14 protein-coding genes are annotated in these 13,359 nt (G+C 59.0%); 9 read left to right on the top strand and 5 right to left on the bottom strand.

The genetic code is table 11. From position 1 onward, the window contains the following. Window positions 1–9: 9 nt before the first annotated feature. From ycaC to RYB09_RS23225, 3 genes are all read right to left on the bottom strand, one after another. Complete coding sequence (gene ycaC, locus RYB09_RS23235; protein WP_005746486.1) at window positions 10–636, bottom strand: isochorismate family cysteine hydrolase YcaC; 627 nt, start codon at window positions 634–636, stop codon at window positions 10–12. Window positions 637–791: 155 nt separating this feature from the next. Then, window positions 792–2,360 (bottom strand): alkaline phosphatase D family protein, encoded by a 1,569-nt coding sequence (locus tag RYB09_RS23230; protein WP_316890406.1) that lies wholly within the window; start codon window positions 2,358–2,360, stop codon window positions 792–794. 11 nt (window positions 2,361–2,371) lie between these two features. Further along, window positions 2,372–2,920 carry a GNAT family protein gene (locus RYB09_RS23225; RefSeq protein ID WP_316890403.1) on the bottom strand — a complete coding sequence of 183 codons (549 nt, stop codon included), beginning with the start codon at window positions 2,918–2,920 and terminating at the stop codon, window positions 2,372–2,374. Window positions 2,921–3,108: 188 nt separating this feature from the next. Here RYB09_RS23225 and RYB09_RS23220 point away from each other — a divergent pair, with 188 nt between their 5' ends. The 7 genes from RYB09_RS23220 to RYB09_RS23190 all read left to right on the top strand — a co-directional run bounded on the left by RYB09_RS23220 (window position 3,109) and on the right by RYB09_RS23190 (window position 10,543). Next, the gene (locus tag RYB09_RS23220; RefSeq protein ID WP_002552107.1) at window positions 3,109–3,516 is read left to right on the top strand and encodes an ExbD/TolR family protein; all 408 of its coding nucleotides are present in this window, start codon (window positions 3,109–3,111) and stop codon (window positions 3,514–3,516) included. 2 nt (window positions 3,517–3,518) lie between these two features. Further along, a complete protein-coding gene (locus RYB09_RS23215) occupies window positions 3,519–4,286 on the top strand; it encodes an energy transducer TonB (protein ID WP_058408028.1) in 768 nt (255 codons plus the stop codon). 20 nt (window positions 4,287–4,306) lie between these two features. Beyond that, window positions 4,307–6,589 carry a TonB-dependent receptor gene (locus RYB09_RS23210; RefSeq protein WP_122259009.1) on the top strand — a complete coding sequence of 761 codons (2,283 nt, stop codon included), beginning with the start codon at window positions 4,307–4,309 and terminating at the stop codon, window positions 6,587–6,589. A 25-nt stretch (window positions 6,590–6,614) separates the two neighbouring features. Beyond that, the gene (locus tag RYB09_RS23205) at window positions 6,615–7,265 is read left to right on the top strand and encodes a MotA/TolQ/ExbB proton channel family protein (RefSeq protein WP_122259010.1); all 651 of its coding nucleotides are present in this window, start codon (window positions 6,615–6,617) and stop codon (window positions 7,263–7,265) included. A 63-nt stretch (window positions 7,266–7,328) separates the two neighbouring features. Continuing rightward, the gene (locus tag RYB09_RS23200) at window positions 7,329–8,570 is read left to right on the top strand and encodes a phospholipase D-like domain-containing protein (RefSeq protein WP_316890401.1); all 1,242 of its coding nucleotides are present in this window, start codon (window positions 7,329–7,331) and stop codon (window positions 8,568–8,570) included. 114 nt (window positions 8,571–8,684) lie between these two features. Next, on the top strand, window positions 8,685–9,170 hold the full coding sequence (locus tag RYB09_RS23195; protein WP_058400526.1) for a GNAT family N-acetyltransferase: 486 nt from the start codon (window positions 8,685–8,687) through the stop codon (window positions 9,168–9,170). 170 nt (window positions 9,171–9,340) lie between these two features. After that, window positions 9,341–10,543, top strand: a complete 1,203-nt coding sequence (locus tag RYB09_RS23190; RefSeq protein WP_316890398.1) for a murein transglycosylase A — start codon at window positions 9,341–9,343, stop codon at window positions 10,541–10,543. Between the two features lie 69 nt (window positions 10,544–10,612). On the opposite strand, the gene RYB09_RS23185 is transcribed toward RYB09_RS23190, so the two are convergent. Both RYB09_RS23185 and RYB09_RS23180 read right to left on the bottom strand, forming a co-directional pair. Continuing rightward, window positions 10,613–11,074 carry an RES family NAD+ phosphorylase gene (locus tag RYB09_RS23185; RefSeq protein WP_004655447.1) on the bottom strand — a complete coding sequence of 154 codons (462 nt, stop codon included), beginning with the start codon at window positions 11,072–11,074 and terminating at the stop codon, window positions 10,613–10,615. Beyond that, window positions 11,071–11,520 carry a DUF2384 domain-containing protein gene (locus RYB09_RS23180; RefSeq protein ID WP_054071259.1) on the bottom strand — a complete coding sequence of 150 codons (450 nt, stop codon included), beginning with the start codon at window positions 11,518–11,520 and terminating at the stop codon, window positions 11,071–11,073. The genes RYB09_RS23185 and RYB09_RS23180 overlap by 4 nt, the downstream gene beginning before the upstream one ends. A 267-nt stretch (window positions 11,521–11,787) precedes the next feature. Between RYB09_RS23180 and RYB09_RS23175 the strand changes: the two genes are divergently transcribed. Together RYB09_RS23175 and RYB09_RS23170 are read left to right on the top strand one after the other, a co-directional pair. Continuing rightward, a complete protein-coding gene (locus RYB09_RS23175) occupies window positions 11,788–12,792 on the top strand; it encodes a response regulator (protein ID WP_316890396.1) in 1,005 nt (334 codons plus the stop codon). A gap of 3 nt (window positions 12,793–12,795) precedes the next feature. Then, window positions 12,796–13,278, top strand: a complete 483-nt coding sequence (locus RYB09_RS23170) for a PAS domain-containing protein (protein WP_002556144.1) — start codon at window positions 12,796–12,798, stop codon at window positions 13,276–13,278. Window positions 13,279–13,359 lie beyond the last annotated feature (81 nt).

Raw genomic sequence — 13,359 nt, 5'->3', positions numbered from 1 at the left:
GCAGGGCCTCTACCGAGCAGTCAGTGCCGAATAGCTGTTCATCAGGTTACGGTAGTTCGGGATCCGCTCGGACAGCAGGTTGCCCAGCCCTTCGATATCGTTGCGCCAGTCACCTTGCAGCTCACAGGCCACCGAGAACCAGTTCATCAACTGCGCACCTGCCTGGGTCATACGCGACCAGGCGGCTTGCTGGACAGTGGTGTTGAAGGTGCCGGAGGCATCGGTGACCACGAAAACTTCAAAGCCTTCAGCCAGTGCCGACAGGGTCGGAAAGGTCACGCACACATCAGTCACGACCCCGGCGATGATCAACTGCTTGCGGCCGGTCGCCTTGATCGCCTTTACAAAATCTTCGTTATCCCAGGCGTTGATCTGGCCCGGACGGGCGATGTATGGCGCATCGGGGAACATGGCCTTGAGTTCCGGCACCAGAGGGCCGTTGGGGCCTTGTTCGAAACTAGTGGTGAGGATCGTCGGCAGTTCGAAGAAGCGGGCCAGGTCAGCCAGGGCCAAGACGTTATTCTTGAACTCGTTCGGCGAGAAGTCCTGTACCAGCGAGATCAGGCCTGTCTGATGATCGATCAGCAGCACGATGGCGTCATCTTTGTTCAGGCGGCTGTAAGGGGCGTTTTTCATGGTCAAGTCCTTTCGTTTGGGTAGGTAAGGTGTGGCGTTCAACGTGGGCTCAGATTAGTAGTTCACCGGAAACGGAAAAAGCGCCTGAAGTGCGTTTTACTGTCTCTTCACAGTGGACAATAACTGTCCCAAGTGCTGCCCTCCCCAAGAATCGGCTACCCAGAAACCGCCCCGGCCTTGCCAGCCTCCACCGCAAAGCGTTTGAGCGTCGACACACTGGCAGCAGGGTCGAGCACATCCGACACCACTTGGAAGCGCGTCAGCATCTGCTGTTCGCTGAGGTCCACCGCCACATAGCCACGCTGGCGGCTGTCAAAGAATTTCACGTGGGGGTTGAGCCCCAGAATGCTGTTGAAGGCGTCGAATGGCGGTCCGCTGGATGTCACCGAGGTGCCGACGAATTCAGTGGCGACGACGGCTGAGTCCGGATTGCCCGCATCGGCGTGCAGGTCGGTGGTCCAGAACGAATGGATATCGCCACCCCAGAACACCGGGTTGCGGGTCTGCTGGCGTTGCAGGGATGCCAGCATGCGCTCGCGGGTCGCCGCGTAGCCGTCCCAGCCGTCGGTCCAGTGGCCGAGCGCCTGCGTTTTGAGATTGCGCTGTTCCAGTGGAGCGACCAGCAAGTCCTGGGCAATGACATTCCATTGTCCAGGTGACTCAGCGAAGCTGCGGTCCAGCCAGGCTTCCTGTTTCCAGCCGAGCATGGTGCGTTTCGGGTCACTCAGATCCGGGCAATCGCTGGGCGCTACGTAGCCTCGACGGCTGCCGTTGGCCTGGATGCATGCCTGTTCGGAGCGATATTGCCGACCGTCGAGTACATGGAAGCGCGCCAGGCGGCCATAGTCCAGGTTCCGGTAAATACGCATGTCCGGTCCTTTGGGCAGGCTGCTCGCGCGCAAGGGCATATGCTCGTAAAACGCCTGATAGGCTGCGGCTCTGCGACGCAGAAAACTGTCCACCGGAACGTTCGGGTCCTGGGACCACTGCGCGGCGTAGTCATTCTGTACTTCGTGATCATCCCAGGTGGCGACGCTCGGCGCGCAGGCATGCAGCGCTTGCAGGTCCGGGTCGGTTTTGTACTGGGCGTATCGGTTGCGATAGCCCGCCAGGTCCATTGGTTCAGGCGTAGCGTGGTAGCGTGGAGCCCGGTTCCTTTCAGATGCGTCTGACTCGTAGATGTAATCACCCAGAAAGAACACCATGTCAGGTCGCTCTGCAGCCAGGTGCCTGTAGGCGCTGAAATATCCCGCCTCCCAATGCGAACATGACACGAAGCCGAACCGTGCCGAGACCATGGCGGTTGCCAGCGGCGCAGTGCAGGCCTGACCCACGGCGCTTTGCGCGCCCAGACTTTCGAACTGATACCAGTAGGGACGTCCAGGCTGCAAACCGCCCACTTCAACATGTACCGAATGGGCAAAGCGCGGTTGGGCGGTCGCTTGTCCTGTACGTACTACACGAGTCATCGCTGCATCGCTGGCGATTTTCCAGCGCACTTCGACGGGTTTTTTCAGTCCGCCATCGCCCGTGGCTGTCATCACCTGTGGCGCCAGGCGTGTCCAGATCACGAAGCCGTCAGGTAGCGGGTCGCCGGATGCCACGCCCAGCGTGAACGGATAATCGACACCCGCGCTGCGGGCAAACGGGCTGAGGATCGATAACAGCGTGGCACCGGCTACGCCGGTAATGATGCGTCGGCGATCCGGGTTGAAGTCAGTCATTGCGCGGCCTCTTATCGTTCGTACTGCGAGCGCAACAGCCCGAACAGCAACATGTCTTTGAAAACACCGTTCTTCAAAAATGCTTCTTTCATACAGCCTTCATACGACAGTCCGCACTTCTCCAGCACCCTGGCGCTGGCCATGTTGTCGGCAAAGCACTGACCGGCGATGCGGTTGAGGTTCATGACGGTGAAGCCATGCATCAGCAAACCCTGCACCGCCTCGCTGGTGTAGCCCTGCTTTCGGTAATCGGCACCGATCCAGTAACCCAGGTTGCCGCTACGATGCGAGGTCGACAGGCGCAGTGAGACGACCCCGGTCAGTTCCCCGGTTTCCTGGGCATGAACCCCCAGGCTCAATGTTCGTCCGGCGGCGAATTGTTCCGGTGCATCGGCAATGAACGCCTGTGCATGCTCCAGGGTATAGGGCGAGGGGACTGTGGCCGTCATGTTCGCAATCACGGGGTCGTCAGCCAGTCGCGACAAGGCGCTGGCCTGTTCGGCTCGCAACGGGCAGAGCAATAGTCGTGAGGTGCGGATACTGGGCATATCGAGAAGCATCCCGGGTTTTCCGTTGAGTTGAATGCTCAAGAGTTGCCGCGTTTCCATGGCGGTTGTGTGACAGCCGCGAGAAACATTTTAGTGTCATCAAAAGTGCTTACAAAGGCCACGTAACAGTCATGTAAACCTAACTGATCGGTCATATTCGGTTGCTAGATTCTCGGCCTCTGACAAGAAGGGCGGACGGTATGAGAACGTGGGACGAACCTAAAAAACGCAAGGCGCACATCGAACTGATCCCGATGATCGACGTGATGATGTTCCTGCTGGTTTTTTTCGTACTGGTCAGCCTGAACGTGATTCCGGCTCTGGGGATGAAAACCCAGTTGCCGAGCGCCAGCAGTTCACAGCAGCTCAAGCCGCAGAACAAATCGATCCTGACCCTGGGCCTCAACGGCGAATTACAGCTTGATGGCAAGGCGACCACAGTCGAGGCTCTGGTGCCTGCCTTGAAGGCGCTGGAAAAGCCCGATACTAAAACCACCATTATCGTCAACAGTGACAAGGGTGTTGAGGTCGCACGTCTGGTCGAGATCATGGACACCTTGCGTCTGGGTGGCTTTACCTCGGTTTCCATTGCCACGCGTAAATCCTGACCATGTATGTCCTGTTTCGTGTACGTCAGTGGCTCGCAGGCCTGCCAGCGCTGGTGGCGCTCATCGTGATTGTGATGGGCGTGCAAACGCGGGCCCTGAAGGTCGAGCCGGTTTACGACGAGTCAGCCGTGGAGCTGGCGTTGATCGAGCCCGAGCCTCCAGCGCCAGAGCCCGTGGTGCCGCCCGAGCCGCTTCCGGTTCAGCCTGAAGAGCCGCCACCGCCGCCGCCCGTGGTGGAAAGCGAAGACGCCGAGCCGGCTCCGCCACCGCCCAAGCCTGTGCCTAAACCTGTCCCCAAGCCCGTGCCCAAGCCCAAGCCGGAACCCAAGCCGCGCCCGGAACCTGTACCCAAGCCAGCCCCGGCGGTAGTAAAGCCCGCCGAGCCGGTCCAGGCCCCCAGTAAGCCCGTGGCCAGCGCTGCCGTCGCGCCGCCTCAGCCACCGGCGCAGCCGAAAGTAGATACGCAGGGCCTCGAAGGCGGCTACCTCAAAGGGCTGCGTAACGATCTGGATGGCTACAAACAGTACCCGACCGGACGCCAAGCCTCACTGGAGCGTCCGAGCGGCGAAGTCGTGGTGTGGTTATTGGTTGATCGCCAGGGGCGAGTGCTGGACTCCGGCATTCAGACCCAGGCGTCCAGCATGCTGCTCAACCGCGCGGCAGCCAACAGTCTGCGACGCATCAAGCAAGTCAAACCGTTTCCCGAACAAGCCTTCGGCGGGCGTAGCGAACAGCGCTTCACCGCCACCTTCAACTACAGCGTGCAATAGCACTGACAAGGAACAGAGTGATGAAGTTTTCCAGAATTCACCTTGCGTTGGTCGCCGCTGGCATGAGCCACGGCATGGCCATGGCTGATTCGAGTGCCAGTGACGTCGGCACCATTGGCGTACAAGGGAAGGCGACGGTTGGCGGTGGCTACATGGTTCAGGAGGAGAGCATCAAGGCGCGCTCCACGGTAACCAAGGAGGCGCTCGACAAGCAGACCGCAACAGGTAACGCGATCGATAAACTCAAGTACACCCCGGGCCTTAATATCTCCAGTGAAGATGCCACCGGCCTGTCGGGCTTTCGCTTTACCATGCGCGGCCTCAACTCCGACCAGGTCGGCATGTCGGTAGATGGCATGCCGATCAACGACTCCGGCAACTATGCACTGTATTCCAACCTGCTGGGCGACCCGGAAAACATCGATCAGATCTTCGTCACCCAGGGCTCTGCCGAGAGTGACGGCCCGCACATCGGTTCCAGCGGTGGCAACATCGGTATTGTCACCATTCGGCCCACCAAGGAAACCGGCGCATTCGTCAAACAAAGTGCAGGCAGCAATGGCACTTACAAGACCTTTGCGCGGCTCAATACCGGCGAAATCAACGGGCTGAGCAACTGGCTGTCGATGTCCCACACCGAAGGCCAGAAATGGCGCGGCGACGGTGCCGTGCGCGCTGACAAGGTGGAGTGGAACAGCTTCTTCGACATGGGCTCGGGCAATACGGCCAACCTGATCCTCAAGTATCACGAGCAGGACAACAACAGCTACAGCCAGCTCACCAAGAGCCAGTTCCAGCAGAACGGGCGCAAGTTTGACCCTTATCCTTCGACGCCCACGCGGGGCAGCAACGGCAAGCTGTCCAGTTATTACGAACTGGCGCAAAACCCGTTCCAGACGTTCACCGCCGTGCTCAATACCCAATTCAAACTGGCCGACAATCTGGCGCTTTCAGTCATCCCCTATTACTTCTGGGGTAACGGCAGCGGAGTAAACAGTTCCTCCTATGCGCTCAATCGCGGCTCGAATCAGAACGGTGTATTCGACCTGAGCAACTTGCCGACGGCTGCCGCTTATAACGCTGATGGCTCATCGACCATTGGCGTGTATTACCGGCCTTCGCGGACGCAGACCTGGCGTCCGGGGATTACCACCAAGCTCAATTGGGATGTCAATGACGAGCACAGCGTGCAAGTCGGCTACTGGTATGAGCGCGCGCGTCAGTTGCAGACTCAGCCTTTCATTCGCCTGAAGAGCAACGGCAAGCCGGAAAGCATCTGGCCAGACTCGGATTACATGGTCGATGCCAACGGCAATGAGATCCAGGGCCGTGATCGCTATACCGTGACGCCTGCACAAAAAGTATGGGCTCAGGACACCTGGTATTTCGCCCCGGACTGGACGCTGGTCGGCGGCCTGGCCTACATGAATGTCGAGCGTGAAGGCAATAACCACGGCAGCCTTACCGAGCGGCCGGAAAAACGTGACCAGACCTACAACAAACTGCTGCCGAACGTAGGCCTCAAGTATCAGCTGGATGAGCGTGACCAGTTGTTCTACAGCCTGTCGCGCAACATGCGCATACCGCAGAACTACGTCCTTTATGACCCAGGCACTGGTTCCATCAACAGCAAGCCGGAGACCAGCTGGAACCACGAACTGGGCTGGCGCTTTACCGAACAGGACATGACGCTGGCCGCCACCCTGTTCTACATGCAGTTCAAGGACCGTCAGGTGTCATCAAGAGACATCAATGGTGACTTTGCCGACATCAATGCCGGTGCAGTCGATAACAGCGGGCTGGAACTGGAGTGGAGCGGCCTGCTGCCGCACCATTTCAATTACTACACCTCGTACACCTACACCCGTGCCAAACAGAAGGATGACCTGACCGTTTTCAATAACGGTGCCGCCATCGAGCTGCCTACCAGCGGCAAGCAGTTTGCCAACGTGCCAAAGAACATGCTGGCCGCCAACATCGGCTACGACGACGGCAGTTATTACGGGACCTTTGGCGCCAAGCTCACCAGCAAGCTGTATGGCGACCTGACCAATGACGAAAGCATTCCGGGGCGCACCATCTTCAATCTGGGCGCGGGCATCTATCTGCCGGTGGACAAGAAAATCGTCAAGGACGCCACCTTGCGTCTGAACGTCGACAACCTGTTCGACAAGGAGTACCTGGACGGCGTGTACACCACCAAAACCAACGCGGGCACTTACAGCGGTTTCCGCGACGGCGACCCGGCCTACATCGTCGGCGTCGAGCGTACCGTTACCGTTTCTCTTGAAGCCAATTTCTAATCTTCATTGACCAGAGGTCTGTGCCATGGACATGAATCAGCTTCACGACATCACCTTCTATGTGATGTACGCCGCCATCGCGATAGCGATCTTTGTCGCGATCGAGCGGGGTATCTACTTTGCTTACGTACGCCGTCAGGCACGGGCGCTGCAAGCGGCACTCAGTGCTTCGGTGCACAGTGAAAAGGACCTGCCGGAGGCGCTGACACGCCGGGCCGGTTTGCCGCTGAACATGGTCCTGCCGGTGCTTGCGCAAAAAAATGCTCAGGGCTCGCGCAGGGATCTGGACGATGTCATCGAAACCCAGTACCTGAGCACTCGCGCGCCGCTGGCCCGCAGCCTCTGGCTGATCGAGACCATCACTACCGCTGCACCTCTGTTGGGGTTGCTGGGCACCATTCTGGGCATCATCGACACGTTCAAGGCGCTGGCCAGTGCCGGGGTGTCCGATCCCGGACAGATTTCTGCCGGTATCGGCACGGCACTGTTCGCGACCGGGCTGGGTATTGCCATCGCCTTGTTCTGCGTGGTCTTTCACAACTACTTTCAGGACAGCCTGGAACGCATCAACGATCAACTCAAGATCCTGTTGATCCGCGCTTCCAGCGGTGCACGGGTGCAGGATGAAACCGAGCATTCGGCTGCCCCGGCCCAACCGAAATACCGCACTGCCTGATCAACCTGCCGGCGTGTGCCCCTGGCATGCGCCTTCCTGCCTGTGTCCGGCGATGAGGCCCGCATGTTCTTTAATCTTCCAAGTCGTAGGGTACTTGCGCGCTCCCGCGCCTTGATCGCAGCGTTACTGCTGACGAGCTCGTTTGCTCAGGCCGACTTCGCTATTCCAGGTTTCGAGCTGGTACACAGCGTTCCGCTCGGAACCGACCTGCAGACACCTGACCTGCGAGCGCCCGGCGAGGTCTGGCGCGAACTGTTCGATGGGGCCCGCAAGGGTATCGATATCGAGCAGTTCTATGTCGCAGACCAGGCCGGCTCGGTGATGGACAAGGTGCTTGAAAGCCTGACTGCAGCGGGGCAGCGCGGGGTGAAAATCCGTTTTCTGCTGGAAGAAAAAGGCCTGAAAATGTCCGATCCGCAGACCCTTGAACGGTTGCGGGCGATACCCAACCTCACCTTGCGCGTACTGCCCTACGCCAAGCTCACGGGCAGCGGCATCATTCACGCCAAATTCATCGTCGTGGATGGCCGGCAGGCGTTCATAGGCAGTCAGAATTTCGATTGGCGCTCTCTGGAGCACATCCATGAAACCGGCCTGCGTATTGACGAGCCGAATGTCGTGCGCCAGGCGCAGGCCGTGTTCGATCAGGACTGGCTTGCCCAGGCCGCCATCGCCGAAGGCAAACCGATTCCGGTGCCACACTCGAACAAGAATGCTTTGCCCGCTGGCAACTATCTGGTCGCCAGTCCGCAGCGCTATAACCCGCCCGGCGTACTCGACTCCCAGGCCGAGCTGCCGCGTTTACTGGCGCAAGCCAGCCGCGAGGTTCGCGTCCAGTTACTGGATTACGCGCCCTTGTCCTACGGGCCTGACAAAACCCGGCCTTACTATGCGGTCATCGATAACGCCATCCGCAGCGCCGCCGCTCGTGGCGTTTCGATCAAGCTCATGGTGTCGGACTGGAACACAGGCATGCCCGAAGTTGCCTATTTGAAGAGTCTGGCCCTGGTGCCCAACGTGCAGGTGCGCATCGTCACACTGCCCGTAGCCGCCGAGGGGTTCATCCCGTATGCACGCGTGATCCATAGCAAGACCATGGACATTGATGATCAGGTCGCATGGGTTGGCACCAGCAACTGGCTCGGCGGTTATCTCGACAACTCGCGCAACCTGGAAGTGGTGATGCACGACAGCACAATGGCCAAGCGCATCGGCGCTCTGCATGAGCAGCTATGGGATGGGCCGTATGCCAAACCAATCGACATCAACCGCGACTATCCGGAACCGCATCCGGGCCGGCCTTGACAGTAAACAGACGGGCAGCCGGAAGGGCGACGCCGGGCGTTAAGCATGGCGGGTTGTATCGACAATCAGAATGCGTCTGGGTCCGGACGGAACAGGTCTGGCGAGGAGTCTGAAATGAGTTTGATCGTTCGTGCGATGGCAGACAGTGACTGGTCTTCGCTGGCTCAGATTTTTGAACAGCCGGTGTTCCGTTGGTGGACGCTTCGGATGCCATACCAGTCAGTCAACGACATAAAAAAACTTGTTGAAGGTCGCAGCGCTTCAGGCCTTTCCCTGGTTGCCGAGCGCGATGGCATCGTTGTCGGGTGCGCCATGCTCTATCGCTTTCAGGGAAGAAGGCAGCACGTAGCTGATTTCTGGATGGGGGTCGCAGACGGTCATCATCGCCAGGGCATTGGCGACGAATTATTGAAAGAACTGACTGCAACCGCCTGTCGATGGATGAATGTAAAACGCCTGGAGCTTACAGTCTTCGTTGATAACGAGCCTGCTATTGCGCTTTATAAAAAGAATGGCTTCGTCATAGAGGGTACACACCGCAAGTTTGCCTATCGGGATGGTGAATACATAGATGCTTTCAGTATGGCGGCAGTCTACTGAGGTTTTCTGAATGGCGTGACAGGAGCTGCCTTCGATAGACCCGCTCTTGATGGCACTATGCCCGGCTCTGCTGATGAATGAAGCTCCCCACTAGGCCCCTCTGCCCGCTTCGGCCACAATGACGCCTTTTACCCTCCAGCCTGCTGTGGGCTGTAAAAGGATTGCTGCTGATGATGCTCTCTTTCAAGCCATGGTTTCGGGGGCTGGCGCTCGCTTTGCCGCTGGCTGCCCTGCTGACCGCGTGTGACAAGTCCGATAAGCCGGTGACGCCGCCTGCGCCGCCGCACACCACTTATAGCCAGGCTGGTTGGGACGCGCTGCCAGCCGTGTCGGACGCCGACTTGCAAGCCGGGTTTGCCTCATGGCGCAGTGCGTGTGTTCGTCTGAAGGCTGATGCCGTGTGGGGACTGACCTGTGCGGCGGCAGGCAGCCTCGTGGCGGCTCCGGATGCGGCGCAGATCCGCACGTTTTTGCAGAGTCAGTTGCAGGTCTACAGCCTGCGCGCTGACGGCGGCAGTGCCGATGGCCTGATCACCGGTTATTACGAGCCTGTCTACCCCGGCAGCCTGACTCAGACCGCCACGGCTAACGTGCCGGTTTACGGTATTCCGGATGATCTGATTGTGGTCAATCTGGACAGCATTTATCCCGAACTCAAGGGCAAGCGATTGCGCGGTCGGCTCGAAGGGCGGGTGCTCAAGCCTTACGACGATGCCGCGACGATCAACGCGCAGGGGTTGAATGCGCCGGTGATTGCCTGGCTGACCGACCCGATGGATGTGCAGTTCCTGCAGATTCAGGGCTCCGGGCGCGTGAGTCTGGAGGATGGCTCGCAGCTGCGTCTGGGCTATGCCGATCAGAACGGCCGCCCGTATCGCGCGATTGGTCGCTGGCTGGTGGAGCAGGGCCAGTTGAAGAAGGAAGACGTGACCATGGGCAGCATCGCTGCCTGGGCCAAAGCGCATCCGGAACGGGTCAGCGAGTTGCTGGCCAGCAACCCCAGCTATGTGTTTTTTGCCCGTAACCCCGACAGCAATGAAGGCCCGCGCGGCTCGCTCAACGTGCCGCTGACACCGGGCTACAGCGTAGCCATCGATCGCAAGGTGATTCCTCTGGGCAGCCTGCTCTGGCTCTCTACCACGCGGCCGGATGGCAGCAGCGTGGTGCGCCCGGTTGCTGCGCAGGACACGGGCGGTGCGATTGCCGGTGAAGTCCGCGCTGATCTGTTCTGGGGCACTGGCGATGAGGCCGGGAAGCTGGCAGGTGACATGAAACAGAAAGGCAATATCTGGTTGCTGTGGCCCAAGGGTATGGCGTTGCCGCAGACAGCAGAAACAACGCCTGCAACGACCACTGCGCCTGCCAGCCACTGACCCGGTCCGCACGCTCGTCCGGCATGTAACTGTGTATTCAACGAGCCGCTTTGCAGTTATCTGGCCCGTTTAACCAAGGCGCGGATCAACCACAAACTCCAGCTCCCTGGCCGTTGCCACAACGGCCAGGAATTCCGGGTGCTGGACGTTGAGCAGGTAGTTGGACTCACGCGGAATGATCACGCTGGGCACGGCCAGTGCCAGGCTTTGACCCGAGGCAAGCCAGTCGTCGCCGAACGAGGCGGTTGCCGGTGGTGCGGGCTCTTCTCGCCAGTCGGGGGGCAGGGTGTCCGGCCGTGCATTGAGGATGTGCTCTTCGCCAATCTGCAGCTCAAGCATCGCGTAATGCCGGGCCACGCCAGCGTTGCCCAGGTGCACCAGCACTTCCAGCAGCGCCAGCGATTCGCTGCCTGCGCAGTACACACAGGCGTTGCCTTTGCTGTTCCAGCGTCCGCCATAGAGCTTGGCGCCTTCACCGTCGAACGCCTGAGCCAGCCATTTGCGCTTTACCAGTCGATAGACTGCAATCACGCCACGACACCGTGTTCCAGCCGACCGATCAGGTCGAGCACTGCCTGCGCCTCGGCTGAGGTAGCGAGCATTTCCAGCGGCCTGCGATTACCCAGCCCATAGACCGGGTTGGCCAGCCACAGGCGGGTCGCTTCGGTATCGTCTTCGAACAGGTCCAGCGCCGCTTTGTAAACCGCTGCCAGGCGGAACAGCCGATCGCTTTCCTCGGCATTGAAGCGGCGCACCTTGAGGCGTCGCTGCAAGGTGGCGGGAGCGATGCCCAAGTGCTCGGCCAGGGTCGAGCGGTTCAGGTCGGTGTAATGCGCCAGACGTTCGAAGACTTCATACGGCAAACCGTCGTGCAGCGCCGAGTACAGCCGCGTGCCACGGGCCGGAATACCCAGATGCTGCCAGAAATCGTCCTGCCGGGGCAGGGCCGGATGGTAGTCGCTTATAGGCAGAGACATGGACACACCTGTCTATCGAGTGATTGCTATTAAATCTATCACTTGATAATAGGCTGGTTTGGATGGTCGCGGTAGTGATTTGCAGCAACAGAAAGCGACTTAAATTACAGAAACTGCAAACATCGCCGACTTAAGGCTATAGGTTTAGTTTGAATGTTGCTGATCGAGCGTTATAGGCTCAGTGTCAGTCGATTTCGATAGTGCTGTCGAACGTATACGTGCTGTCCGCCGTTGTCAGCCTGATTTTTTTGCAGTGAGAACCACACGATGTCCACGCTTGCACTATTGATATGCGATGACTCGAACATGGCGCGAAAGCAACTGTTGCGCGCCCTGCCTGCTGATTGGGATATATCGGTAACGCTCGCTACCCAGGGGCAGGAAGGTCTTGAGGCCATCCGTAAAGGCCAGGGCCAGGTGGTGCTGCTCGATCTGACCATGCCGGTGATGGACGGTTACCAGACCTTGACGGCGATTCGTGCCGAAAACCTCGACACCAAGGTCATTGTGGTGTCGGGCGACGTGCAGGACGAAGCGGTGCGCCGGGTCATGGAACTGGGCGCGCTGGCGTTTCTGAAAAAACCTGCCGACCCGGACGAACTCAAGAGCACGCTGGAACGCCTGGGCCTGCTGGGCAAGCCGGCGGTGTCACCTGTTGCGCTGCCGGCCCTCAACAATAAGGGCGGGGTGATCAGCTTTCAGGATGCCTTCCGCGAAACCATCAACGTTGCCATGGGCCGCGCTGCGGCGTTGCTGGCCAAGGTGCTGGGCGTGTTCGTGCAGTTGCCGGTGCCCAACGTCAACATGCTTGAGGTCGGCGAATTGCATATGGCGCTGGCCGATGCCCATGCTGATCAGCGTCTGACGGCGGTGTGTCAGGGCTACATCGGTGGTGGTATTGCAGGTGAAGCGCTGCTGATTTTCCATGACTCGGAAATCTCCGGCATGTCGAAACTGATGGGCGACGATAACTCCGACAGCTCCAACATGGAGATGCTTCTGGACCTGTCCACGATCCTGATCGGTGCCTGCCTGAGCGGTATCGCCGAGCAGATCGACATCGCGTTTTCGCAAGGTCACCCACAGTTGCTGGGCGCGCAGGGTGGCATCGACGAGCTTATCCGCATCAATCAGCAGCGCTGGAAAAAGACCCTGGCGGTTGAAATCAGTTACAGCGTGGAAGGCCACAACATTCATTTCGATCTGTTGATGCTGTTCACCGAAGATTCGGTCGAGCTGCTTACCAAAAAACTCGCCTACATGATGAGCTGACCCATGAGCAACGCTATCGAAATCAACGAGCTTCATTGGTTGCTGGCCGTCACGCAGAACATTGACGTAGGCATTGTGGTGCTGGACCTGAACTACCGGGTAACGGTCTGGAATACCTTCATGGAAAACCGTTCTGGCGTGGTGCCCTATGTGGCCATCGACAAGACCTTCTTCGAGTTGTTTCCGGAGGTTAACCGCCAATGGCTGAGCAAGAAAATCGATAACGTCGTGACCCTTGGCACACCGGCGTTCACCATCTGGGAACAGCGGCCGTATCTGGTGCGCTTCAAGAATTACCAGCCGATCACCGGGCACGAAGAGTTCATGTACCAGAACACCACGCTGTTTCCGCTGCGTTCAACCACCGGAGCGATCAGCCATGTGTGCCTGGTGATCTATGACGTCACCGACGTGGCAGCCAACCGCAATCAATTGCAGGCAGCCAATGACAAGCTGCAGCAACTGTCGGGTGCTGAACAAAAGTAAACGGCTGTCTGGCTCGTCGGGGCAGCAAAACCGCACTGCGGGCTTGATCCCGCTCGTGCTAGGATCGCGATTTTTCCGCTG

The organism is Pseudomonas syringae group sp. J254-4, from assembly GCF_032586855.1.
GTDB lineage: Bacteria > Pseudomonadota > Gammaproteobacteria > Pseudomonadales > Pseudomonadaceae > Aquipseudomonas > Aquipseudomonas amygdali.
The sequence above is the reverse complement of the archived record's forward strand: the minus strand, read 5'-3'. Positions and strand labels throughout refer to the sequence as shown.